At 65.1% G+C, this 21,937-nt stretch carries 20 protein-coding genes; 9 read left to right on the forward strand and 11 right to left on the reverse strand.

The genetic code is table 11. The annotated features are described in order from the left end of the window. Nucleotides 1-54 precede the first annotated feature (54 nt). Both ACO055_RS02215 and ACO055_RS02220 read left to right on the forward strand, forming a co-directional pair. On the forward strand, nucleotides 55-1,428 hold the full coding sequence (locus tag ACO055_RS02215; protein WP_422060984.1) for an NAD(P)H-hydrate epimerase: 1,374 nt from the start codon (nucleotides 55-57) through the stop codon (nucleotides 1,426-1,428). Between the two features lies 1 nt (nucleotide 1,429). Further along, nucleotides 1,430-2,629 carry a class I SAM-dependent RNA methyltransferase gene (locus ACO055_RS02220; protein ID WP_422060985.1) on the forward strand — a complete coding sequence of 400 codons (1,200 nt, stop codon included), beginning with the start codon at nucleotides 1,430-1,432 and terminating at the stop codon, nucleotides 2,627-2,629. Nucleotides 2,630-2,666: 37 nt separating this feature from the next. Here ACO055_RS02220 and ACO055_RS02225 read toward each other — a convergent pair whose 3' ends face one another. From ACO055_RS02225 to ACO055_RS02245, 5 genes are all read right to left on the reverse strand, one after another. Further along, a complete protein-coding gene (locus ACO055_RS02225) occupies nucleotides 2,667-3,119 on the reverse strand; it encodes an MAPEG family protein (protein WP_422060986.1) in 453 nt (150 codons plus the stop codon). A gap of 15 nt (nucleotides 3,120-3,134) precedes the next feature. Beyond that, on the reverse strand, nucleotides 3,135-3,566 hold the full coding sequence (locus ACO055_RS02230; RefSeq protein ID WP_422060987.1) for an MAPEG family protein: 432 nt from the start codon (nucleotides 3,564-3,566) through the stop codon (nucleotides 3,135-3,137). Nucleotides 3,567-3,631: 65 nt separating this feature from the next. Continuing rightward, the gene (locus ACO055_RS02235; protein WP_422060988.1) at nucleotides 3,632-4,789 is read right to left on the reverse strand and encodes a CaiB/BaiF CoA transferase family protein; all 1,158 of its coding nucleotides are present in this window, start codon (nucleotides 4,787-4,789) and stop codon (nucleotides 3,632-3,634) included. Continuing rightward, nucleotides 4,786-6,930 carry a prolyl oligopeptidase family serine peptidase gene (locus tag ACO055_RS02240; protein WP_422060989.1) on the reverse strand — a complete coding sequence of 715 codons (2,145 nt, stop codon included), beginning with the start codon at nucleotides 6,928-6,930 and terminating at the stop codon, nucleotides 4,786-4,788. The genes ACO055_RS02235 and ACO055_RS02240 overlap by 4 nt, the downstream gene beginning before the upstream one ends. A 143-nt stretch (nucleotides 6,931-7,073) precedes the next feature. Beyond that, nucleotides 7,074-8,267, reverse strand: a complete 1,194-nt coding sequence (locus ACO055_RS02245) for a type III PLP-dependent enzyme (protein WP_422060990.1) — start codon at nucleotides 8,265-8,267, stop codon at nucleotides 7,074-7,076. Between the two features lie 252 nt (nucleotides 8,268-8,519). Between ACO055_RS02245 and ACO055_RS02250 the strand changes: the two genes are divergently transcribed. Then, a complete protein-coding gene (locus tag ACO055_RS02250; protein ID WP_422060991.1) occupies nucleotides 8,520-10,178 on the forward strand; it encodes an FAD-dependent oxidoreductase in 1,659 nt (552 codons plus the stop codon). 91 nt (nucleotides 10,179-10,269) lie between these two features. Here the strand turns inward: ACO055_RS02250 and ACO055_RS02255 are convergent, their stop codons facing one another. From ACO055_RS02255 to ACO055_RS02265, 3 genes are all read right to left on the reverse strand, one after another. Continuing rightward, nucleotides 10,270-11,442 (reverse strand): carboxynorspermidine decarboxylase, encoded by a 1,173-nt coding sequence (locus ACO055_RS02255; RefSeq protein WP_422060992.1) that lies wholly within the window; start codon nucleotides 11,440-11,442, stop codon nucleotides 10,270-10,272. A 13-nt stretch (nucleotides 11,443-11,455) separates the two neighbouring features. After that, on the reverse strand, nucleotides 11,456-11,809 hold the full coding sequence (locus tag ACO055_RS02260; RefSeq protein WP_422060993.1) for a DMT family protein: 354 nt from the start codon (nucleotides 11,807-11,809) through the stop codon (nucleotides 11,456-11,458). A gap of 139 nt (nucleotides 11,810-11,948) precedes the next feature. Further along, nucleotides 11,949-13,157 (reverse strand): saccharopine dehydrogenase family protein, encoded by a 1,209-nt coding sequence (locus ACO055_RS02265; protein WP_422060994.1) that lies wholly within the window; start codon nucleotides 13,155-13,157, stop codon nucleotides 11,949-11,951. A 62-nt stretch (nucleotides 13,158-13,219) separates the two neighbouring features. On the opposite strand from ACO055_RS02265, the gene ACO055_RS02270 reads away from it, so the two are divergent. The 3 genes from ACO055_RS02270 (at nucleotide 13,220) to ACO055_RS02280 (ending at nucleotide 15,420) form a co-directional block, all read left to right on the forward strand. Beyond that, complete coding sequence (locus ACO055_RS02270; protein WP_422060995.1) at nucleotides 13,220-14,209, forward strand: threonine ammonia-lyase; 990 nt, start codon at nucleotides 13,220-13,222, stop codon at nucleotides 14,207-14,209. A 51-nt stretch (nucleotides 14,210-14,260) separates the two neighbouring features. Continuing rightward, nucleotides 14,261-14,704: a hypothetical protein gene (locus tag ACO055_RS02275; RefSeq protein WP_422060996.1), complete on the forward strand. Its 444-nt coding sequence runs from the start codon at nucleotides 14,261-14,263 to the stop codon at nucleotides 14,702-14,704. A gap of 119 nt (nucleotides 14,705-14,823) precedes the next feature. Further along, nucleotides 14,824-15,420 carry a GNAT family N-acetyltransferase gene (locus tag ACO055_RS02280; RefSeq protein WP_422060997.1) on the forward strand — a complete coding sequence of 199 codons (597 nt, stop codon included), beginning with the start codon at nucleotides 14,824-14,826 and terminating at the stop codon, nucleotides 15,418-15,420. Here the strand turns inward: ACO055_RS02280 and ACO055_RS02285 are convergent. From ACO055_RS02285 to murI, 3 genes are all read right to left on the reverse strand, one after another. Continuing rightward, the gene (locus ACO055_RS02285; RefSeq protein ID WP_422060998.1) at nucleotides 15,417-16,106 is read right to left on the reverse strand and encodes a nitroreductase; all 690 of its coding nucleotides are present in this window, start codon (nucleotides 16,104-16,106) and stop codon (nucleotides 15,417-15,419) included. The two genes, ACO055_RS02280 and ACO055_RS02285, sit on opposite strands and share 4 nt — an antisense overlap. Next, nucleotides 16,103-17,338 (reverse strand): 5-aminolevulinate synthase, encoded by a 1,236-nt coding sequence (gene hemA / locus ACO055_RS02290; protein ID WP_422060999.1) that lies wholly within the window; start codon nucleotides 17,336-17,338, stop codon nucleotides 16,103-16,105. Before hemA ends, ACO055_RS02285 begins: the two co-directional genes overlap by 4 nt. 97 nt (nucleotides 17,339-17,435) lie before the next feature. After that, nucleotides 17,436-18,242 (reverse strand): glutamate racemase, encoded by an 807-nt coding sequence (gene murI / locus ACO055_RS02295; RefSeq protein ID WP_422061000.1) that lies wholly within the window; start codon nucleotides 18,240-18,242, stop codon nucleotides 17,436-17,438. A 169-nt stretch (nucleotides 18,243-18,411) separates the two neighbouring features. Here murI and plsY point away from each other — a divergent pair, with 169 nt between their 5' ends. The 3 genes from plsY to ACO055_RS02310 all read left to right on the forward strand — a co-directional run bounded on the left by plsY (nucleotide 18,412) and on the right by ACO055_RS02310 (nucleotide 21,863). After that, the gene (gene plsY / locus ACO055_RS02300) at nucleotides 18,412-19,017 is read left to right on the forward strand and encodes a glycerol-3-phosphate 1-O-acyltransferase PlsY (RefSeq protein WP_422061001.1); all 606 of its coding nucleotides are present in this window, start codon (nucleotides 18,412-18,414) and stop codon (nucleotides 19,015-19,017) included. After that, nucleotides 19,014-20,099, forward strand: coding sequence for a DNA-processing protein DprA (gene dprA, locus ACO055_RS02305; protein WP_422061002.1), 1,086 nt, complete (start codon nucleotides 19,014-19,016; stop codon nucleotides 20,097-20,099). The genes plsY and dprA overlap by 4 nt, the downstream gene beginning before the upstream one ends. A 114-nt stretch (nucleotides 20,100-20,213) precedes the next feature. Beyond that, a complete protein-coding gene (locus tag ACO055_RS02310) occupies nucleotides 20,214-21,863 on the forward strand; it encodes a vWA domain-containing protein (protein ID WP_422061003.1) in 1,650 nt (549 codons plus the stop codon). Nucleotides 21,864-21,937 lie beyond the last annotated feature (74 nt).

A 21,937-nucleotide genomic window follows, 5' to 3' on the forward strand; every position in this document is an offset into this window, starting at 1 on the left:
CGACGGCTTTTCGTTAGAGTTCTCACCCGCCCCAAAACTCGCTACCACATCCTCATGCCGGTCCCCGCTAACGCCCCGATCCTGACCAGCGATGCGATGCGCGCGGCCGAGGCGGCGTGTGCCGCGTCGGGGACGTCGCTTACCGATCTGATGGACCGCGCAGGCGCAGCGGTGGCCGATACGGCGTGGCGAATGGCGGCCGGCGCGCCAATCCTGATTCTCTGCGGGCCGGGCAACAATGGCGGCGACGGCTATGTCGCGGCGCGGATCCTTGCCGGGCGCGGGGCTGATGTGCGCGTGGCAGCGCTGGCGCCGCCGACGACCGATCTGGCAAAGGCGGCGCGCGAAAAATGGAGCGGCGCCGTCGAGGTTATCGATCATCATCTGGTTTCGGCGCCGGTCGTTGTCGATGCGCTCTTCGGTGTGGGGCTGACGCGCCCGCTGAGCGAGGATCTGGTGCAGCGCTTGCGCGGGCTCGCCGGCAAACGGGTTATCGCTGTCGATGTGCCCAGCGGGGTCGACGCCGACGGGCGCGAGCCATGGGAGCCGCCGTTGCCGGCTGATGTCACGGTTGCGTTCGGCGCGCTGAAACCCGCGCATGTGCTTCTGCCGGCGGCGCGGCATTGCGGGGACGTGCTGCTCGCGACGATCGGGATCGAAGCCGGGCGGGCGATGTCCAGCCTTCCCGGTCCGGCCTCGGCGGTACCCGATGCGACGTCGCACAAATTCAATCGCGGCATGATGCTGGTCAAGGCGGGCCCCATGTCCGGTGCCGCCGCGTTGACCGCCGCCGCGGGCCTGCGCGCGGGGGCCGGCTATGTCGTGCTGAGCGGCGCCAGCGAGCCGCCATTTTCGGCCATCATAGCGGAGGGTGCGGCGAACTATGCCGCGCGGCTCGGCGACAAAAGGTTGGGCGCTGTTGTGATCGGGGCGGGCTATCCAGCGAGCGATACGCTCGACCGCGATGTTGCCGCCGCGCTCGATGCAGGCAAGCCGCTGGTCCTCGACGCGGCGGCGATCGACGCCGCGCTGCCGCGCCTGCGTGTGCAGCGTGGGGAGGTTGCGGCGATCCTGACTCCGCACGAAGGCGAGTTCGCGCGGGCCTTTCCCGACCTTCGCGGCAGCAAGGTTGACCGCGCGAAGGCCGCGGCTGCCGCTGCCCGTGCCGTCGTGATCTACAAGGGCGCCGATACCATCATTGCGGCACCCGACGGCCGCGTCGTTGCCGCCTGGCCCGGTTCGCCCTGGCTCGCGACCGCCGGGACGGGCGATGTGCTGGCCGGGGCGTGCGGCGCAATGCTGGCGCGCGGCGGCGATGCGTTCGACGCGGCGGTTGCAGCCGTGGGCTGGCATATTGCGCGCGCGGCGCATATAGGCCCCGGCCTTGTCGCCGACGATCTGGTCGCCGACGATCGGGTTAGGGAATGAAATGTCTGATGCTGCGCTGATCGAGCGCATTGCCGCGCGCGGCGATGGCGTGACGGGCGACGGCCGCCATGTGGCGGGCGGCGTGCCGGGCGACCGCGTTCGCGACGACGGGATCATCATTCCCGGGCCGAACCGGATCGAGCCCGTGTGTCGCCATTTCGGCAAATGCGGCGGTTGCCAGTTGCAGCACGTCGCCGAGCCGGCGCTGGCCGATTTCGTCCGCGACCGCGTGGTCGGCGCGCTCGAAGGGCAGGATGTCGCATGCGCCGATGTGCTGCCCGCGCTGCTCTCGCCGCCGCAAAGCCGCCGCCGTGCCACCTTGACCGCGCTCAGAACGGGCAAGCAGGTCGCGCTCGGTTTCAATGCGGCGCAGAGCAATCAGATCGTCGACATGCGGATGTGCCCGCTGCTGCTCCCCGAACTGTTTGCGCTGATCGCGCCGATCCGCGAACTGCTGACGATGATCGCGCAGCAGCGGCGCCCGGTGAAGGTGAAGCTGCAGATGCTCGACCAAGGCGTCGAGGTGATATTGGAAGGCGTGAAGGCCGAGGGTCTCGACGCCGCGATGGCGCTTCAGGATTTTGCCGGAGCGCATGCGCTCGCACGCTTTGCGATCGATCAGGGTGACGGTCTGGAGACCTTGTGGCAGCCCGAGCCCCCGACGATGCGCTTTGGCGATGTCACGGTGGAAGTGCCGGCCTTCGCCTTTCTCCAGGCGACCGACACCGGCCAGGCCGCGCTGGTCGATGCGGTAACCCGCGCCATCGGCGATGCCCCGGCCGTCGCCGACCTGTTCGCGGGCGTCGGTACGTTTGCGCTATCGGTGCAGGCGGGGCGCAAGGTCTATGCCGCGGAAGCCGCGCGCGATGCGGTTGCGGCCCTCACCGCCGCGGCCAATCGCGCGCGAGCGCTGGTCGCGACCGAGCATCGCGATCTGTTTCGGCGGCCTTTGATACCCGCTGAACTCAACCGCTTCGGTGCGGTGATCCTCGACCCGCCGCGGGCAGGGGCAGAAGAGCAGGTGAAGCAGCTTGCGGACTCATCCGTGCCCGCAATCGCCTATGTAAGCTGCAACCCCGCAAGCTTCGCGCGCGACGCGAAAATGCTCGTCCACGGCGGCTATACGCTCGACTGGATACAGCCCGTCGGCCAGTTTCGCTGGTCGACGCATGTCGAACTGGCCGCGCGCTTCTCGAAATGAGCGGTCGCCCCCGCATGCGCGGGGGCGACGCTGGACGTCAATGCACGAACATCGATGAGTGCAGCACGAAGCCCGCGAAAGCGTGGACGCACAGCGCGATGAGCGCGAGGCTGGCGAGCGCGAAGATGCCAAAGCGCCACATCACGCGATTCACGGTCGCCTGGATCAGGCTGTGCAGGATACGCAAGCCCACATAGACCCATGCGATATGGGCGTTGAGTCCGCCGCCCATCCCGCCGATGGCGAGCGCCAGCGCGACCGCGTAAAAGACCGTCGGCTGTTCCATCAGATGGTTATAGTTGTGCGCTTTCCACTGCACTTCGGCAGGCAGCACTTCATCGAGGCCGCGCCCGGTCGTGCCGACAAGATTCTTGGCGTCGATCTTTGCCCGGTTCATCGCGGGGATGCGCGTTGCATACATCCAGATCCACATGATCATCGACCAGAGCGCCAGCGTCGCCACCGGCCCCAATATTGCGTTGGTTTCCATTGTCTTCTCTCCCCCTCAACCCAAAGTTGCGATTACCGCCAGTACGGCCAGCACGAGCAGGCACAGCGTCGCCAGAAAAAAGATCGCGAAGCGCACCGGAATGCGATTGACCGTCGACTGCCACAGGCTGTGGACGATGCGCAGCACGACATAGGCCCATGCCAGACCGCGCGTCAGGTCGGTGTTGCCGCCCGACAGCTGCAGAAAGACGATAACGGCATAAAAGATCGTCGGTTGCTCGCACAAATGCGTATAATTATGGGATTTCCAGTTGGTTTCGGGAGGCAGCACGCCTTCCAGATCGACGCCGCGTCCACCCGGTGGCGCGGCTTTCAGGTCGATGCCGACTTTGGAAAAGGCCTGAAAGCGCGTGACGCCGGCCCAGCTCAGCATGACGAGCGTCCATAGTGCGAGTATCGCGCCCGGCGCGAGCAGACTTCCAGACATATGGCTCCCCCTTATTATTTGCCTATGAGCCTAAGGCGCCCGGCCGACAATGCAACGGTGGAAGTTCAGCCGTTTGCGGCGCACTCGGCGCGGATCGCTTCGCCATCGCCATCGATCTTTGGCGCAAAGCCCAGGTCGCGGCGCGGCGCGGCGCCGTATTTCACCGGCGGTTGCATCTCGAAATAGCCGCCGACGTCGGGATGCTCGCGGCGGCGGAAAAAGCCCGTCGCCACCAGATGCGGGTCCTCCTTGATGTCCTGCAGGTCGCGCGCCGCCATCGCCGGTATGTCATTGTCGGCAAAGAGCGCCAGCCATTCGGCCGTCGTCTTCGCGGGCGTCTTGCGCGCGATCTCGCTGTATATCAGCGGCATATGCTGCCCCTTCGCCTTGGCGGCTTCATAGTCGGCCGAGGTCATCAGCGCTTCGCTGCCGAGCAGCGCCATCAGACGAGCGGTCGAGTCGGGCGTATAGGGGACGATCGCGATATAGCCGTCGGCGCTGGGGAAGGGCTGGCGCGTCGGGTCGAGCTGGCGCGGATATCCGGCCGCGCCGATCGCGGGGTCGAGCGTGGCGTCACGCAGATGCTCGGTGAGCATGAAGGCCGCGAAACATTCGAACATCGGAACTTCGACGGCCTGCCCCTCGCCGGTCCGCAGCTTGTGGACGAGCGCCGCGAGGATCGCCTGCGCGCCGAACTGGCCGGCGATCTTGTCGGCAATTAGCGAGGGAAGGTAGCGCGGACGCGGGTCGCCATCGACGCGCGGCAGCAGGCTGGTGGTGCCCGTCGCGGCCTGGATGACGTCGTCATAAGCCTGAAGGTCGGCATAGGGGCCGTCCTGCCCGAAGCCGGTCCCGTGGACATAGATGATGTCGGGCTTCAGCGCCTTGCAGCCGTCGTAATCGAAGCCGAGCCGCGCGATCGCCTTGCCGCGGACATTATGGAAAAAGACATCGGCGGTCGCGATCAGGTCGCGCAGGACCGCTGCATCCTCCGGCTTCTTGAGGTCGAGCGCGATCGAGCGTTTGCCCCGATTGACCGTCAGATGGACCGAACCCATCGTCGGATCGGGAATGCCGTTGCCCAGATAACGCGAGATGTCGCCCAGACCGGGCGCCTCGACCTTGATCACCTCCGCCCCCAGATCGGCGAGCATCTGTGTCGCATAGGGGCCGAAGATGACCGTGGTGAGGTCGACGATGCGGATACCGGACAGCATCGTCATTCGGCGGCGGCATTCGATGCGGGCGGGGTCCAGCCTTTTCGGTATTTTTCGAACCAGGCGAGGATCGCGGCGGCCTTGGCGGCGCTTTGCGACGCGCGCGCGGCAATGCCGCCGTGGCTTGCCCCGGGGACCTTGATCAGCGCCGTCGGCACGCCGCGCAGGCGTAGCGCGGTATAATATTGCTCGGCTTCGCTGACCGGCGTGCGGTAATCCTCGCTGCCGACGACGACGAGCGTCGGCGTCTTGACGTTGCCGACGAGCGACAGCGGCGACAGCTTCCAAAAGGCTTCGGGCTTTTCCCAGGGCATCGCGCCGATCCAGTAACGACCGAAGAAAGCCGGCCCGTCGGCGGTCAGCGCCTGGGTCGTCCAGTTGATGACGGGCTTTTGCGCGACGGCAGCCTTGAAGCGGTCGGTCTTGCCGACGATCCAGCTGGTCAGCACGCCGCCGCCCGAACCGCCGGTCACGAACAGCGCATCGGGATCGGCGATGCCGAGCGCGATCGCGCGGTCGACGATGCTGATGAGATCGAAATAGTCATTGCCCGGATAGGCCTTGTCGATCTCGTTCGCGAACGCCGCGCCATAGCTCGTCGATCCGCGCGGATTGGCCGACAGCACCGCGTAACCCGCCGCTGCATAGAGCTGGTCGTCGGTCGAGAAATGCGGGCCATAGGCCGCAAAGGGCCCGCCGTGAATTTCGAGGATCAGCGGGACGCGCCTGCCTTCGGTATAGCCCGGCGGGAGCGTGAGCCAGCCGTCGATCGTCTTGCCGTCATGGCTCGATGCAACGGTGATCTTGCGGACCTCGCCCAGCGCCTTCACTTCGCGCAAGCTGCGGTTGAGGTCGGTCAGCATGCGCGTGCTGCCTCCGCGCGCGAGCTGCACTTCGGCGGGCCGCGTCGCGGTGCCGCCGGTGAAGGCGATCGCGTCGTTGGCGGAAACCGAAAAGCTGCCGCCGGTATAGGGCCGGTCGAGGCCGCCACCCGACAGCCCCTTGGCGACGTCGCGGATCGATCCGTCGAGGCCGACCCGCGCGACTTTCGTTTCGCCATGGTCGTCATACTGGACATAGATGCCGCCATTGTCGGCATCCCACAGGATCGCGTCGGCGCTGAAGTCCCAGTTGCCCGTCAGGTTGCGCCGCCCCGAGCCGTCGCGGTTCATCACATAGACGTTGGCGTTCTCGTAGGCGCGGCGCTTGTCGTCGAAGCCGACATAAGCGATCAGCTGTCCGTTCGGCGACACGAGGGGGCTGCCGTCGGGGCCGTCGCGGTCGGTGAGCTGCGTGACCTTGCCGCGCGCGATGTCGATCGCGTAAATCTCGCCGTCCACCGGATCGGTTTCCCAGTCGGGCTTGCGGTTGGCGCCGAAATACAGCGTGCTGCCGTCGCGCGACCAGCTGACGGGACCATTGTCGTGATAGGGTCCGAAGCTGATCTGTCGCGGTGCGCCGCCGGTGGCCGGGACGATGAAGATCTTCTCGAAGCCGGGTTCGATATAGCCCTCGCCATCGGCGCGATAGGTCAGCAGGTCATGGACCTCGAGCGGTTCGGCCCATTTCGCGCCTTCGGGCTTGTTGGCCGGCGCCTTGCCGAAGGTCGGGCCGTCGTCCTTGACGAGCATCGTATAGGCGATCGAGCGGCCGTCGGGCGACCAGGCCAGGCTCGACGGGCTGGTCGGCAGCCCGGTCAGCCGCACCGCTTCGCCGCCGGTCATCCATCGCACCCACAGCTGGGCGCTGCCGCCCGCAGTCGACGCGAACGCCAGGCGCTTGCCGTCGGGCGACCAGCGCGGCGAGAAAGCGGAGCCGTCCTGCGCCGCGATCGGCACTTCGTCGCCGGTCTGGGTGTCGATCAGCCAGATCGAACCCACCGCGCGGTCCGACATGATGTCGTTCGACCGGCGAACATAGGCGATGTGCCGGCCATCGGGGCTGATCTGCGGGTCGGCGGCGATCGAAAGGTCGAACAGGTCTTCGCCGGTAAAGCGGTGCTGCGGCCCGGTGCGGGCGCTGCCAGCGGCCGAGGCCGGCATTGCGGCCTCTGGTGCTACGGCGGCGGGGGGCGACGTTTCCTGGCTGGCCGCCCATTGCGGAGTGAAGGCCAGAAGGCTCACACCCAATATTGCCATTTTGCGCATCAAGACCGGCTCCCTTTGTTGACGGCGCCGGTCTGTAACTTTCATCTGCCGCCGTCAATCGCACAGGCGTCGTTCGCGGGTCGCCAAAAGAATAGGCCGGCGCATCGCTGCGCCGGCCTATTGATTGCGATCGGATCGTATGGTCAGAACAGCTTGGTCACCGTCGCGGTGCGTCGCTCGGGTTCGGCGGCGCCGGTATAGAGGCTCGCCATCGGTTCGTCGCTGACAACGTGAATTTCCTCGGCGCCGAAGCCGTTGAACTTGGTCCGCATCGCGCAGCCATAAGCGCCGAGCAGGCCGATCTCGATGAAATCGCCTGCCTTCACGTCCGCCGGCAGGAAGAAGGGGCCGGCCATATGGTCGAGGTCGTCGCAGGTCGGGCCATAAAAGCTGAACGGCACCATCTCGGCATCGCTCTCGGGCTCGCGCAGCAGCGCGACCGGAAAGCGCCAGCCGACATGCGCCGCGTCGAACAACGCGCCGTACGCGCCGTCGTTGATATACAGCTCGTCGCCGCGACGCTTTTCGACGCGGACGATCAGCGAGCTATATTCGGCCGACAGCGCGCGGCCCGGCTCGCACCAAAGCTCGGCCGAATAGCTGATCGGCAGGCTTTCGAAGCTGCGGTGGATCGTCTCGAAATAGGCGCCGAGCGGCGGCGGTTCCATGCCGGGATAGGTCGAGGGAAAGCCGCCGCCGACATCGACGATGTCGACGGTCACCGCGGCGCCGACGATGGCGGCGCGAACGCGCTCCATCGCCTGGGCATAGGCATGCGGCGTCATCGCCTGGCTGCCGACGTGGAAACAGATGCCCAGCGCGTCGGCGGCCTGACGGGTCGCCATCAGCAGTTCCGCGACTTCGTCGGGCTCGGCGCCGAATTTCGCGGCAAGGCTGAGCTTCGAATGGTCCGACGACACGCGAAGGCGAACGAGCAGGTTGAGGTCGGCTGCGCCTTCGGTCGCGCGGACGATCTTCTCGAGCTCTTCCATCGTGTCGAGCGAGAAGGTGCGCACGCCATGCTTCCAATAGGCTTCGGAAATCGCTTCCTCGGCTTTCACCGGATGCATGAAACAGAGCACCGCCTTGGGCAGCGTGCGCGCAACGAGCCGGACCTCGGCGATCGAGGCGACGTCATAATGCGTAACGCCCGAATCCCACAGCACGCGCAGCAGGTCGGGCGACGGATTCGCCTTGACCGCATACATGGTCGTGCCGGGAAATCGCTCGATGAAGAAACGCGCTGCGCGAGCCGCGGCGTGAGGGCGGACAAGCGTAACAGGTTCGACCGGCGAAAGTGCCTGAATCAGCCCGTGGGCGCTATGATGCTGGTGCAACTCAAGGGACCCCCAAAAAAGTAGTTTAACGACAAGAGCTGCCTTGCGGTTATTGGAAGTCCCCCTGGGGCAGCGGAGAGCGCATATATGGAGGGGGGTCCCCCCTGTAAAGACCCTAGTGTGAGAATCTGTAACGCTGCGGTAACAGTCGCGTCGAAGTGGGGCTGGGCTGCGCCGAAGGGCCGAAAACGAGACAAAGCGCCGCAGTCGCGCTAGACGATTGCCAACGAAACCCGAAAGGACAATCCTCCCATGGCCGCTCCCGTCGACGTCAATTACAACTTCACCGACGCCGAGCTGGACGAGCTGCGCGCCTTTGGCGTGGTCGAATCGCACAAGGCCGGCGACCTGATCGTCGAAGAAGGCGCGATGGCGCCCGATTGCATCATCACGCTGTCCGGCCACACCGACATTTTCGCCTCGACCGACGAGGGACGGATACGCGTTGGGTGGATGGAGCATGGCCAGTTTGCCGGGGATCTGTCGGTGCTGACCGGGCAGCGGCATTTGTCGCGGGTCGAGATGGGAGCCGACGGTGACATATTGCGCATCGTCCATGCCGATTTCCAGCGGCTGATCGCAGGCAATTCGCATTATTCGGACATCTTCATCCGCGTTCTTTCGGCACGGCGCGAGTTCAGCAACACGCGCGGATTTGCCGTGACGATCGTGCTCGGTGCCGCGATGGATCGCAGCGTCTATGCGCTGCGCGACCTCCTGATGAAGCACGGCGTCGCGCATCGCTGGTTCGACCCTGCCGACGGCCCGGTCGCCGGGCATCTCATGGCCGAGCGCGGGATCACCGATGAACAACTGCCCGCGGTCATCCTGGGCGCCGCCGACGTGTTGATCCAGCCGACGCCGGAGCAGCTTGCCGCCAGCCTCGGGCTCGACCTGCTTCCCGACGGCGCAACCGCCGACGTGCTGGTGGTGGGCAGCGGACCCGGCGGACTGGCGGCGGCGGTCTATGCCGCGTCGGAAGGGCTCACGGTCATCGCGCTCGATGCACTGGCGCCGGGCGGGCAGGCCGGTACGTCGTCGAAGATCGAAAATTATCTGGGTTTCCCGACCGGGATCTCGGGCAACGAGCTCGCGCGCCGCGCGACGGTACAGGCCCAGAAATTCGGCGCGCGGCTGGTGTCGCCGGTACGCGCGGCTTCGATCGGCCGCGATGGCGACGATGCGTATTGCGTGCATCTGGTCGACGGGCGCAAGCTTCGCAGCCGCGCGATCGTCGTTGCCAGCGGCGCGCAATATCAGCGCCTGCCGATCGACGGCATCGAATCCTATGAGGGGCGCGGCATCTATTATGGCGCGACGCCGATGGAGGCGCAGCTGTGCGGCAACGCCGAAGTCACGGTCGTCGGATCGGGCAATTCGGCGGGGCAGGGCGCGATCTACCTCGCGAGCGTCGCGAAGAAGGTCTATGTCATTTTCCGCCGCAAGGGCCTGCGCGAGACCATGTCCGAATATCTGGTCAAACGGCTCGAGGAGCATCCGAATATCGAGATCATCGGTTCGACCGACGTCGTTGCGCTGCGCGGCGAGGACAAGCTCGAGGGGCTGACCTATCGCTGCCGCGACACCGGGGCCGAGGATTTTTGTGACTGCAAATTCCTGTTCCTGTTCCTCGGCGCCAGTCCGAACACGGGCTGGCTGCCCAAGGAAATGGTCTGCGATGCCAAAGGTTTCGTGAAAACGGGCGCCGACATTGCGCCGCTGGAACTGGTGCGCGCCGGCTGGTCGCTCGACCGCATGCCGAGCCGCTTCGAAACCAGCTGGCCGCGCATCTATGCAATCGGTGACGTGCGCAAGGGATCGGTGAAGCGCGTCGCTTCGTCGGTCGGCGAGGGGTCGGTCGTCGTCAGCGATATTCACCAGGCGCTGGCGGAGGTTGCCGGCACCCCCTAATGATCGTCATTCCGGGGAAGGCCGGTATCGCGACGACCGAATAAAGCGCGAACATGAGATCCCGGCCTTCGCCGGCATGACGAACTGGGCTCTAGCTGAGGCGCGTCTTGAAATCCTCGTACCCGAATTCACGGACCAGCGTCAGCGCGTCGCTCTCGCTGTCCCACAGCCAGATCGACGGCAGCGGCACGCCGTTGAAGCTGTTCGTCTTCACCATCGAATAATGCGCCTGATCGAGGAACGCGAAACGCTGGCCGATGCGCGCGCCGCCGGGCAGGCGATAATCGCCGATCACGTCGCCCGCGAGGCACGACGGGCCGCCGAGCCGCGCGACCATCCCCTCGCTGCTCTCGTGAAGCATCGCGGGCCTGTAAGGCGCCTCGATCACATCGGGCATGTGGCACGTCGCCGAAATGTCGGTGATGCCGATCGGCATGCCATTGTCGAACAGGTCGAGCACTTCGCCGACGAGGATGCCGGCGTCGAGCGCGATCGCTTCGCCCGGTTCGATCATCACATCGCAGTTGGTCGATGCGCGAACCTGTTTCAGGAAAGCGATCAGATCGTCGACCTGATAGTCGGCGCGAGTCACATGGTGGCCGCCGCCGAAATTGATCCATTTGAGCTGGCCGAAAAAGGGACGCAGCATCGGCTGGATCGCGTTCCAGGTGCGTTCCAGCGGCGGGAAATCCTGTTCGCACAGGCTGTGCATGTGGATGCCGTCGACACCCTCCATATGCTCGGGGAGCAATTGGGTGATCGGAAAGCCAAGACGGCTGCACGGCGCCGCGGGATCATATTTCGGAACGTCGCCCTCGCTGTGCATCGGGTTGATGCGCAGACCGACATCGAAGCTTTCTCCTTGCGCGCGCAGTTCGTCGAGCAGCGAGCGGAAACGTGCGATCTGGCCGGGCGAATTGAAGATCAGGTGGTCGGACAGGCGCGCGATTTCGGGGAGGTCAGCTTCCTTATAGCCGGCGCAATAGGTCGCAACCTCGCCGCCATATTCTTCGCGGCCCAGCTTGGCCTCATGGAGGCCCGACGCGCAGACGCCGTCGAGATAGCTGGTGACGGTCGACCCCAGCGACCACATCGAAAAGGCCTTGAGCGCCGCTAAAACGCGCGCGCCCGACGCGTCGCCGATATGGCGGAGCAGCGACAGATTGGCGCGTATCTTCGCGGCATCGACCACAAAGGCGGGCGAGGGGACGCGGGTCAGGTCGAAACGGGCAAAGGCTCCGGGATCGCCGGCACGGGTTTCCATGTCGATGCTATTCCTATGAGACCGCAATCGGGCCCTTGAAAATGAAGAACGCACCCGCCGCAATCAGACCAAAGCCGACGAGATGGTTCACGGTGAGCTTCTCGCCGAGCCAGAAGACCGCGAACCCGGCGAATATGATCAGAGTGATGACCTCTTGCAAGGTCTTGAGTTCGGCGGCGCTGTAAGCACCATATCCGATGCGGTTCGCCGGGATGACAAGGCAATATTCGAAGAAGGCGATGCCCCACGCGATCAGCACCGCGAGCCAGAGTGGCCGCGACATCTCGCCAAGCTGACCATACCAGGCGAAGGTCATGAAGATGTTCGAGATGAACAGCAAGCCGATCGGCGCGAGATAGGCGGTCATCGAGTGTCCCTCCATGTCGGAAGCGCAGGCTGGTGCGGAATTCATGAGCTCGTCATTCCCGCGAAAGCGGGAACCCGGTTCCAACGTGGCGAACGGATTCCCGCTTTCGTGGGAATGACGAGGGATGGTTTGCGGTTGCCTAGAAGTCTAGAGGTTTCGCGAGTTCCTTCACCTGCCAGGGCAGGCCGTGCTTGTTCAGCATGTCCATGAAGGGATCGGGGTCCATCTGCTCCATGTTGAACACGCCGGTACCGTTCCAGGTGTTCGTGACCATCATCGCGGCGCCGATCATCGCGGGAACACCGGTCGTATAGCTGACCGCCTGGTTGCCGGTTTCGGCATAAGCGTCTTCATGGTCGCAGATGTTGTAGAGATACAGCGTCTTTTCCTTGCCATCCTTGCCAAGGCCGGTCGCGATGACGCCGATGTTGGTCTTGCCCTTGGTCGTTTCGCCCAGGCTCGACGGTTCGGGAAGGACGGCTTTCAGGAACTGCAGCGGGACGATCTCGCGGCCCTCATAGACCACGGGATCGATCCGCGTCATGCCGACATTCTGCAGCACGGTGAGGTGGGTGATATAGGCTTCGCCAAAGGTCATCCAGAAACGGATGCGCTGAATTTCGGGCAAGTGCGTCTTCAGGCTTTCGATTTCCTCATGATACATGAGGTACATCGTCTTCGGACCGACGGCCTCGAAATCGAACTGCTGCTTCACTGACATCGGCGGGGTTTCGACCCAGCTGCCATTTTCCCAGTGGCGCGCGACTGCGGTCACTTCGCGGATGTTGATTTCGGGATTGAAGTTGGTCGCGAAATGCTGGCCGTGGTCGCCGCCATTGCAGTCGAGGATGTCGAGCGTGTCGATCCGCTCGAAATGATGCTTCTTGAGCCAGGTCGTGAACACGCTCGTCACGCCGGGGTCAAAGCCCGATCCGAGCAGCGCCATCAGTCCTGCGTCCTTGAAGCGGTCCTGATACGCCCACTGCCAGTGATATTCGAATTTCGCTTCGTCGCGCGGTTCATAATTCGCAGTGTCGAGATAATGCGCGCCGGTCGACAGGCACGCCTCCATGATCGTCAGATCCTGATACGGGAGCGCCAGATTGACGACATGCGTCGCGCCGATCGAGCGGATCAGCGCCGCGGTTGCGTCGATATGGTCGGCATCGACTTCTGCCGTCTGGATCGTGACGCCGGTGCGTTCCTTCACCGATTCGGCGATCGCGTCGCATTTGAACTTGCGGCGGCTGGCCAGCGTGATGTCGGGAAAGATGTCGGCGTTCATCGCCATCTTGTGCACCGCGACCGAGCCGACGCCGCCTGCGCCGATCACCAGAACCTTGCTCATGAAAATCTCCTGCGCCTATCTATGTGGCTTGCCTTGTATGCCGCGCCCTATAGGACGAAGCCATGACACAGCAAAGCCCCGATACCCTGCTGAACCCCGACCGAGCGCCCACGCTCGCGGGTGTCGAACGCGCCGCAGCGAAAGTGGCTGCACTGCTGCCGCAAACTCCGCTCCTACCGCTGGAAATCGACGGCAAGACGATCTGGTGCAAGGCCGAATGCCTGCAACCCGTGGGCGCGTTCAAGATCCGCGGCGCGTGGCACCGGCTGACCGACTTGACGCCCGAACAGGCGAATGACGGCGTCGTCGGCGTGTCCAGCGGCAACCATGCGCAGGGCGTTGCCTGGGCGGCAAAGCGGCTGGGGATCAAGGCGACGATCGTCATGCCAAGCAACGCGCCGGCGATGAAGCTGGCCGCGACGCGCAAGCTCGGCGCCGAGGTGGTGCTGTATGACCGCGTCACCGAATCGCGCGATGCGGTGGCGGCGAAGCTGCTCGCCGAGCGTGGCGGGACGCTGGTTCATGCCTATGGCGATCCATGGATCATCGAGGGGCAGGGGACCGTCGGCATCGAAGCGGCCGCGCAGATGAAAGCGCGCGGGATCGACGGCCCCGATCAGGTCGTCGCCTGCTGCGGCGGCGGCGGGTTGTCGGCGGGATTGGCGCTCGCCTGTCCCGACGCCGCGATCGTCGCGGTCGAACCCGAGGGCTGGGACGATGTGACGCGCAGCCTGGCGGCGGGCCAGATCCTGTCGGTCGCCGACCTGGCCTATCCCACCGAGTGCGACGCGCTCCAGACGCCCGAGACCTGGCCGATCAATTTCGCGGTGCTGCAGGCGCGCGGCGTGCGCGGCGTCGTCGTGACGCGGCGCGAAGTGCGCGACGCGATGCGCCTGATCTTCGAAAGGCTGCACCTGGTCGTCGAACCCGGCGGCGCAGCGGCGCTGGCGGCAGTGCTGGCGGGGAAGGTCGCGCCGACCGCTGCGACGCTCGTCACGCTGTCGGGCGGCAACGTCGATCCGCTGAAGTTCGCGGAGATCATTACGGAATAGCCGCGGAAACATATCCGCAGCCACGCGTTTGAACGGCGAAGGAGAAGCATGATGCACAAGAGCATGATTATGGCGAGCGCCACGGCGCTGGTTCTGCTGGCAGGCTGCCAGAAGGCCGAGGCGCCCGCACCCGCGGAAACGACGACCGAGGAAGTGCCCGTCGAGACTGTTCCCGCCGAGGGTGCCGAGGCAACCGATCCCGCGACCGCGCCGCACCGCTTCGCAAGCTGGGCCGGCAAATGGACGGGCGTCGAGGGCATGTATGCCACGATCACGACCGCTGAGCCCGGCAAGTACAAGCTCGAGATGCAATCGGATCTCGACACCAAGGGCACCTATGACGGCGAAGACAGCGAGCATGGGATCAAGTTCAAGCGCGGCAGCGAGGAACTGAGCCTGCGCAGCGGCAGCGGCGACGAAACCGGCCTCAAATATCTCGCGGGCAAGAAGGAATGCCTGATCGTGAAGTCCGGCGAGGGGTATTGCAGGGACTGACTTTTACGCCCCATCCTTGCGTGAACTCGGCCTTGATCCGGGGGAAGCCGCAATCCAGGGCTTGCTTATGCCGCTCCGGATTGCTTCGCTTCGCTCGCAAGAACGGGGCGTGAAAATATATGACGATAATTTTATCGGCGAACAGTGACGATCGTCCGGCTATCGTCGAGACATTGGCGCAGGCGTTTCAGATCGACCCGGCGCTTTCGTGGATCATCCCCGATCCCGCTCGTCGAGCGAGCGCGCTTCGCGGATTGTTCCGCGCCCTCGTTCCTGCCGACATGCGCGCCGGCGTTGCTCTTCGTTCAGATGGCGACGAAGCGGCGGCGCTGTGGCGTACGCCGGGTCGGGCGCATAGCGGCATGCTTGAGTTTCTGCGCACGGTTATCCCGCTTGTGGCGACTTTCGGCACAGCCTTGCCGCGCGGGTTGACGGTACAGAACAGCATCGATGCGCACCGGCCGAGAGGGCGATTCTGGTACCTCCACTATGTCGGCGTTCGCCCCGAACATCAGGGAAAAGGCCATGGCGGGCGGATCATTCGCGCCCAAACCGCTGTCGCTGACGGCGAGGGACTGCCGTGCTGGCTGGAGACTGCGACGGCTGCAAATGTGCCGCTCTACGAAAGGCTGGGGTTCGCCACGCAGGTCGAATGGGACGTGCCGAACGGCGGCCCGCATTTCTGGGGAATGATGCGCGCGCCTGACGAGCGCTAGTCGTCGAAGCCGACAAACCGAACGGCGTCGGCGACGCTTTTGCGGTTCGACACGACCGCGTTCGCAGGAAAATCCGCCTCGGGCCAGCCCATTGCGACGCAGATCATGATGACCTGATCGTCGGGGATGCCGGCATGTTCGCGCACCACGGGGCTTTGCATGATGCCCTGGCTGTTGATCACGCAGCCGAGCCCGCGCGACCACGCGGCATTGACGAGGGCGTTGGTAACCGCGCCGCAGTCGAACGGCGCGATGTCGCTGCCCAGCAGCACGCGGTCATAGGTGACGACGACACTGACCGGCGCGTCGAACTGGCGGAAGCCGCGCAGCACCCAATCCTGCCGCGCGTCCTTGTCGTCGCGCGCGATGCCCATCGCGCCGAACAATTGCTTCGCGATCTCGATCTGCCGGGCGCGATGGTCGTCGGCGATGCCGTCGAAACGGCGAAACTCGCGGCTGTCGGGGATGCCGGCGAGGATACCGTCAGTATTGCCCTTGCGGATCGCGTCGAGCGCGGAACCGGTGACGACCGAGAAGTTCCAGCACTGGTTGTTGAATGATGAGGGCGCGCGCATCGCCACCTCGATCACCTCAGCAAGCAGAGCTTTCGGAACGGGCTTGTCGAGGAAGCCGCGGATCGAGCGGCGCCCCAGTACGACCTCGTCATACCCCGGTGCGTTCGTCACGCGGCCTTGCGCAGTTCCAGTTCGAGCCGACCCCAAATCTCGGTCAGCGCGATCGTCAGTTCGCGCATCATCGCCTCGTCATGTGCCGGACCCGGCGTGAAGCGCAGGCGTTCGGTGCCGCGCGGGACGGTGGGATAATTGATCGGCTGAACATAGACGCCATATTCGGCGAGCAAAATGTCGCTGATCTTCTTCGCGCGCACCGGGTCGCCGACCATCAGCGGGACGATGTGCGTCGTCGAATCCATCACCGGCAGGCCGGCGTCGCGGAAGCTTTGCTTGAGGTAAGCGGCGGCGCTTTGCTGCGCCTCGCGCTCGACGCTCGACGATTTCAGGTGGCGCACGCTGGCGAGCACGCCCGCGACGAGCACGGGCGACAGGCTGGTCGTGAAAATGAAGCCGGGTGCATAGCTGCGGATTACGTCGATGATATTCTTGTCGGCCGCGATATAGCCGCCCATCACGCCGAACGCTTTGCCGAGCGTGCCTTCGATGATCGTCACGCGGTGCGCCGCTTCGTCGCGATCGGTGATGCCGCCGCCGCGCGGGCCGTACATGCCGACCGCATGGACCTCGTCGCAATAGGTGAGCGCGTTATACTTCTCGGCGAGGTCGCAGATCGCGTGGATCGGGGCGACGTCGCCGTCCATCGAATAGACGCTTTCGAACGCGATCAGCTTGGCTGCTTCGGGATCGTCTTCGGCCATCAGCTCTTCGAGATGGGCGAGGTCGTTGTGGCGCCATACGCGCTTTTCGCAGCCCGAATTACGGATGCCCGCAATCATCGAGGCATGGTTGAGCTCGTCCGAATAGATGATGCAGTTCGGCAGCAGCTTGCCCAGCGTGCCCAGCGTCGCTTCATTAGAGATGTAGCCCGAGGTGAACAGCAGCGCGCCGTCCTTGCCATGCAGGTCGGCAAGCTCGTGCTCGAGGTCGATATGATAATGCGTGTTGCCGCCGATGTTGCGCGTGCCGCCCGAACCGGCGCCGACATCGTGCAGCGCCTCTTCCATCGCTTCGATGACTTTGGGGTGCTGGCCCATCGCGAGATAGTCGTTCGAGCACCAGACCGTGATCGGCTTCGGCCCATTGTGACCGGCGAAGCAGCGCGCGTTGGGAAAAGCACCGCGATTGCGCAAGATGTCGATGAAGACGCGATAGCGCCCTTCTTCGTGCAGCCGGTCGATCGCCCGAGCGAAAATATCGTTATAGTTCACGTTCCAGCCCCGCATTCAGGTGGCAACGCCGCTCCCTCCGGCGACGGTATTCGGCGCGGCAATAACGTTGATATCGCCCGAAATCCAGTGCGAACGATTCGCAGGAGCTAGGTCAAATTGTCTCGATGCTGCCGATGCCATACGCGGCCAGAGCGGCGAGCGGGGGTGGCGGGCGATCGTCGCTGCGCGTGAAGACCGCGATCCCGGGCGATGCTTCGGCGGGCCACGACTGGCCTTGGGTGAGGTAGGCGACGCGGCGTGCGATCCCTGCCGCGCCATCGATCAGCCGGACTTGGGCGCCTGCGGCCGCCTGCAATTCCGGCTGGAGGAGCGGGAAATGGGTGCAGGCGAGAACGATGACGTCGAGCGCGTCGCCGCCCGGCTGGTCGCGCAGGCCCGCTATGGCACGCGCAATGACGGCGGGGTCGACGGGCTCGCCGCGCAGCTTTGCTTCGGCACCGGTGACCAGGCCCGGGCTGCCGTGGCGCAGGATGGTCTTGTCGCCGGCAAATTTTGCGCTGAGATCGTCGACATAGGGCTGGCGGACCGTCGCCTCGGTGCCAAGCACCCCGATGACGCCGGTCTTGGTCAGTTCGGCGGCGGGTTTGATCGCCGGGACGGTGCCGACGATCGGCAGGTCAAGCGCGGCACGGACATGCGACAGCGCGATCGTCGAGGCGGTGTTGCAAGCGATGACGGCAAGCCGCGGTTGGTATCGCTCGACAAGCCGCCCGAGCAGCGCAGGGACGCGCGCAGCGAGCTCGGCTTCGCTCTTCTGGCCATAGGGCAGGCCGGCGTAATCGGCAGCATAAACGAAGCGCGCCGTCGGCAGCAGCGCGCGCGTCGGGCCGAGCACGGTGAGGCCGCCAAGGCCGCTGTCGAGAAAGAGGATGGGCGCGTCTGCGGCGGGGTCGGGCATGGCGAGGGGGTTAGCAGGCATGTGGAAAGCTCTCAATCACCCACATCGCCGGGTTGATGCGCTGCATTCGCCGAAGGATAAGGGTCCGTTCTGGCAGCTTCCCTGTTCGTATGCATTGATTGCTTTCCGCAATATCGCCACACTGCGCGCGAACGGAGCAGGGGTTTTCATGACGATATTTTTGTTGGTCGCCGTCGGTTACCTGCTCGGCTCGATCCCCTTCGGCATCATCCTGACGCGCCTGTTCGGCGCGGGCGACCTGCGGCAGATCGGTTCGGGCAATATCGGTGCGACCAATGTGTTGCGCACCGGGCGCAAGGGGCTGGCGGCGGGGACGCTGATCCTCGACGGCGCCAAGGGTGCGGCAGCGGTGCTGCTCGCGCGGCATTTCATGCCGGAGCTTGGGCAGGACGGCGCGATGATTGCGGGCGCTGCCGCGATGGTCGGCCATTGCTATCCGGTGTGGCTGAAGTTTCGCGGCGGCAAGGGGGTGGCGACGCTGCTCGGCCTGTCCTTCGCACTTGCTTGGCCGATCGGGCTGGTTTTCGCGGTGGCGTGGCTCGCGACGGTCCTGCTCGCGCGCATCTCGTCGCTTGGCGGAATGGTGGGAGCCTTGTCCGCGCCCATTGCAGCGCTTGGCTTCGGCTATCCGGTCTATGCGGTCGGTCTCGCCGGGCTCGCGGTGATCATACTCTGGCGTCACCGCGAAAATATTGCGCGGCTACGCGCCGGGACCGAGCCGCGTATCGGATCGAAAAAGGATGTCGCTGAATGACGCCAGCCGAGCGGTTGGCGCGTTTGCGCCTGATCCGCACGCCGCACGTCGGCCCTGTCAGCTGGCATCAATTGATGCAGCGCTTTGGGTCGGGCGAAGCGGCGCTCCAAGCATTGCCCGATCTCGCGCTTCGTGGCGGATCGGGGAAGCCGCGCATCGCTTCGGTCGAGGTCGCAACGCGTGAAATCGATCGCGTCGCCGCACTCGGCGCGCGGCACATATTCAGCGACGAAGAGGAGTATTCGCCGTTGCTGCGCGAGGTCGAGGGCGCGCCTCCCGCTGTCATCATTCGCGGCGACATGGCGATGCTGCAACGACCATGCATCGCGATTGTCGGTGCGCGCAATGCTTCCGCGATCGCGTGCCGTTTCGCGCGGCAGATGGCCGTCGATCTGACGGCGCGTGGTATCACGGTGGTGAGCGGACTGGCGCGCGGAGTTGATACGGCCGCGCACGTCGGCGCGCTCGGCGGATCGACTGCGGCGGTGATCGCGAGCGGGATCGACGTGGCCTTTCCGCCCGAAAATGCAGCGCTGCAGGAAAAGATCGCGAGCGACCAGTTGATGATCGCCGAACAGCCCCCGGGCACCGAGCCGCTCGCGCGCCATTTTCCGGCGCGCAACCGCATCATTGCGGGGCTTGCGCAAGGAACGCTGGTGATCGAGGCGGCGCCGAAATCGGGATCGTTGATTACTGCGCGTCGGGCGGGCGATTTCGGGCGCGAAGTGATGGCGGTCCCCGGTTCTCCGCTCGATCCGCGCGCGCAGGGCTGTAACCAGTTGATCCGCGAGGGCGCGATATTGATCCAGAGCGTCGACGATGTGCTGGAAGCTCTGGGTCCAATCGACGCGCGAATGGCGCGCGAGCCGCGACGGGCTTTCATCGAGACCCTTGCGATTGTGGATACTGGCGACGGCGATCGCGATGCCGTCGCCGGATTGCTCGGCCCCACCCCGGTCGCAGTCGACGAGATTGTGCGGCAATCGGGCAGGCCCGCCGCCGCGGTGCAGCTTGTCCTGCTCGAACTCGAGCTTACGGGCCGCGTCACCCGTCACGCCGGCGCACGCGTTTCGCTCATGTGACGCGCTGCACAGCGCGTCATCACCCCCGCCACTAGTCATTTATCGCGGTTCAGCCACGGTTCAGCGGCCGAGCGACAGGTTTATGATATTGTATCACATGCGGGGAGTTGGATGATGCGAAGCCGGTTTTTGACGGGTGTCACGATGTTTGCGGTGCTAAGTTCGGGACCCGGGCCGCTACCAGTCGCGATGGCCTATGCGATGGCGCCGTCCGCGCAGCAAGGGTTCTGCCGCAATGCCGATCCGCTGCCACGCCTCGATCCCGAAGTGCAGCCACGGCCGCAGCAAAGCCCTGACGCCGCAAAGACGAGCGGGGGGATCGCGCGCGACAGCGACGCTGCGATGGAGGCGCCCTATCCACCGCCTCCTCCTCCTCCGCCGCCACCTCCGCCTCCGCCTCCGCCAGTGATGGCGGAACCGACCTATAGTCTTTCCGACGAAGAAGCGTCGGTAGCGGTCGTCGGATCGCGTGTTTCGTCGCCAGCGATGGAATCGGTGAGTCCGGTGACGACGATCGGCGATGCTGCCGCGGGTACTGTCGCTCCGCCGGCGCCGGGTTCGTCGGCGGATTATGACGAGCGCAGCGCGTCATCGGTGATGCCGCCGCGGCCATATCCTCGCCCGCAGCCGCAGCCGCAGCCACAGTCGGGCCTGTTGACGGCAGGCGAGCATGACGATCTGCTCAACCCCGAACTTTATGCCGCCTATGTGAACCGCAGCGGCAATCTGGGCCAGGACGTGCGCGACCTGCCGCGCGTCGACACGATGCGTGTCGTCACGGTGAAGGTGAACGATCGCAGCGGCCAGCCGATCCCGTTCGCCGATGTCGTCGTAACCTGCAGCGACGGCAACAGCATCACGATGGCGACGCATGCGGACGGTAGCGCAGTCTTCTTCCCCGGCCTCGACCGGCTGAGCGAGCGGATCACGGTGTCGGCGAAGAAGAGCGGGCGGACGATTGCCGACGCGCGCCCGGTCCTCGTCAGCAGCGCGCCCGGCGCTCAGACCGTCGGACTCACGGCGAACCAGGCGGCGGTGAAAGCGACGAAGCTCGACCTTATGCTCGTCGTCGATACGACGGGGAGCATGGGTGACGAGATCCGTTACCTCCAGTCCGAGGTACGATCGATCATCGCATCGATCACGGCGAAGCATCGCGATCTCGACATCCGCATCGGCTTTGTCTTCTATCGCGACCTCGGCGACGATTATGTGACGCGCACGGTTGCGTTCGACCGCGACATCGGACGTGTGCAAGGCGCGCTGGCGCGACAGGATGCGAACGGCGGCGGCGACTATCCCGAAGCGATGGATCAGGCATTGATCCGCGCGGTCGAGCAGGACTGGCGCCCCGATGCGGTGAAATCGCTGCTGCTCGTGGCCGACGCGCCGCCGCATGACGAACAGTTCGGGCGGACGTGGAAAGCGGCGGAAGCGGCGCGCGCCAAACGGATCCACATTACCCCGGTCGCCGCGTCGGGGGTCGCCGACAAGGCCGAATATGCGATGCGCGCGATGGCGGCGGCGACCCAGTCGCGGTATCTGTTCCTGACCGACGACAGCGGAGTCGGCAATCCGCACGCGGCGCCAGCGGTCGATTGCTACCTTGTCACAAAGCTCGACGCGCTCGTCCGCCGTGTGATCGACAGCCAGATCAGCGGCCGTCGGATCGAACCCGATGATCAGGAAGTCATTCGCAGCGTCGGCCAATATGACGCGGGCAAATGCATCCTGCCCACCGACTTCCAATGGCAGAACCAGTGAGGCGTTGATCCCCGGGCAGGCGTCCGATTTCCCCCTTGACGGGAGGACCGGACGCCCGCCACCCTCGCGCGTAC

The sequence above is a fragment of the Sphingopyxis sp. genome, from assembly GCF_965227415.1.
In the GTDB taxonomy this organism is placed as follows: Bacteria; Pseudomonadota; Alphaproteobacteria; order Sphingomonadales; family Sphingomonadaceae; genus Sphingopyxis.

Coding starts and splice junctions, on each gene's coding strand:
- ACO055_RS02220 (WP_422060985.1), top strand. CDS start 1,430: ATGTCTGATGCTGCGCTGATCGAGCGCATTGCCGCGCGCGGCGATGGC.
- ACO055_RS02215 (WP_422060984.1), top strand. CDS start 55: ATGCCGGTCCCCGCTAACGCCCCGATCCTGACCAGCGATGCGATGCGC.
- ACO055_RS02250 (WP_422060991.1), top strand. CDS start 8,520: ATGGCCGCTCCCGTCGACGTCAATTACAACTTCACCGACGCCGAGCTG.
- ACO055_RS02230 (WP_422060987.1), bottom strand. CDS start 3,566: ATGTCTGGAAGTCTGCTCGCGCCGGGCGCGATACTCGCACTATGGACG.
- ACO055_RS02310 (WP_422061003.1), top strand. CDS start 20,214: ATGCGAAGCCGGTTTTTGACGGGTGTCACGATGTTTGCGGTGCTAAGT.
- ACO055_RS02260 (WP_422060993.1), bottom strand. CDS start 11,809: ATGACCGCCTATCTCGCGCCGATCGGCTTGCTGTTCATCTCGAACATC.
- hemA (WP_422060999.1), bottom strand. CDS start 17,338: ATGCGGGGCTGGAACGTGAACTATAACGATATTTTCGCTCGGGCGATC.
- plsY (WP_422061001.1), top strand. CDS start 18,412: ATGACGATATTTTTGTTGGTCGCCGTCGGTTACCTGCTCGGCTCGATC.
- ACO055_RS02255 (WP_422060992.1), bottom strand. CDS start 11,442: ATGGAAACCCGTGCCGGCGATCCCGGAGCCTTTGCCCGTTTCGACCTG.
- ACO055_RS02240 (WP_422060989.1), bottom strand. CDS start 6,930: ATGCGCAAAATGGCAATATTGGGTGTGAGCCTTCTGGCCTTCACTCCG.
- ACO055_RS02265 (WP_422060994.1), bottom strand. CDS start 13,157: ATGAGCAAGGTTCTGGTGATCGGCGCAGGCGGCGTCGGCTCGGTCGCG.
- dprA (WP_422061002.1), top strand. CDS start 19,014: ATGACGCCAGCCGAGCGGTTGGCGCGTTTGCGCCTGATCCGCACGCCG.
- ACO055_RS02235 (WP_422060988.1), bottom strand. CDS start 4,789: ATGACGATGCTGTCCGGTATCCGCATCGTCGACCTCACCACGGTCATC.
- ACO055_RS02280 (WP_422060997.1), top strand. CDS start 14,824: ATGACGATAATTTTATCGGCGAACAGTGACGATCGTCCGGCTATCGTC.
- ACO055_RS02275 (WP_422060996.1), top strand. CDS start 14,261: ATGCACAAGAGCATGATTATGGCGAGCGCCACGGCGCTGGTTCTGCTG.
- murI (WP_422061000.1), bottom strand. CDS start 18,242: ATGCCCGACCCCGCCGCAGACGCGCCCATCCTCTTTCTCGACAGCGGC.
- ACO055_RS02225 (WP_422060986.1), bottom strand. CDS start 3,119: ATGGAAACCAACGCAATATTGGGGCCGGTGGCGACGCTGGCGCTCTGG.
- ACO055_RS02270 (WP_422060995.1), top strand. CDS start 13,220: ATGACACAGCAAAGCCCCGATACCCTGCTGAACCCCGACCGAGCGCCC.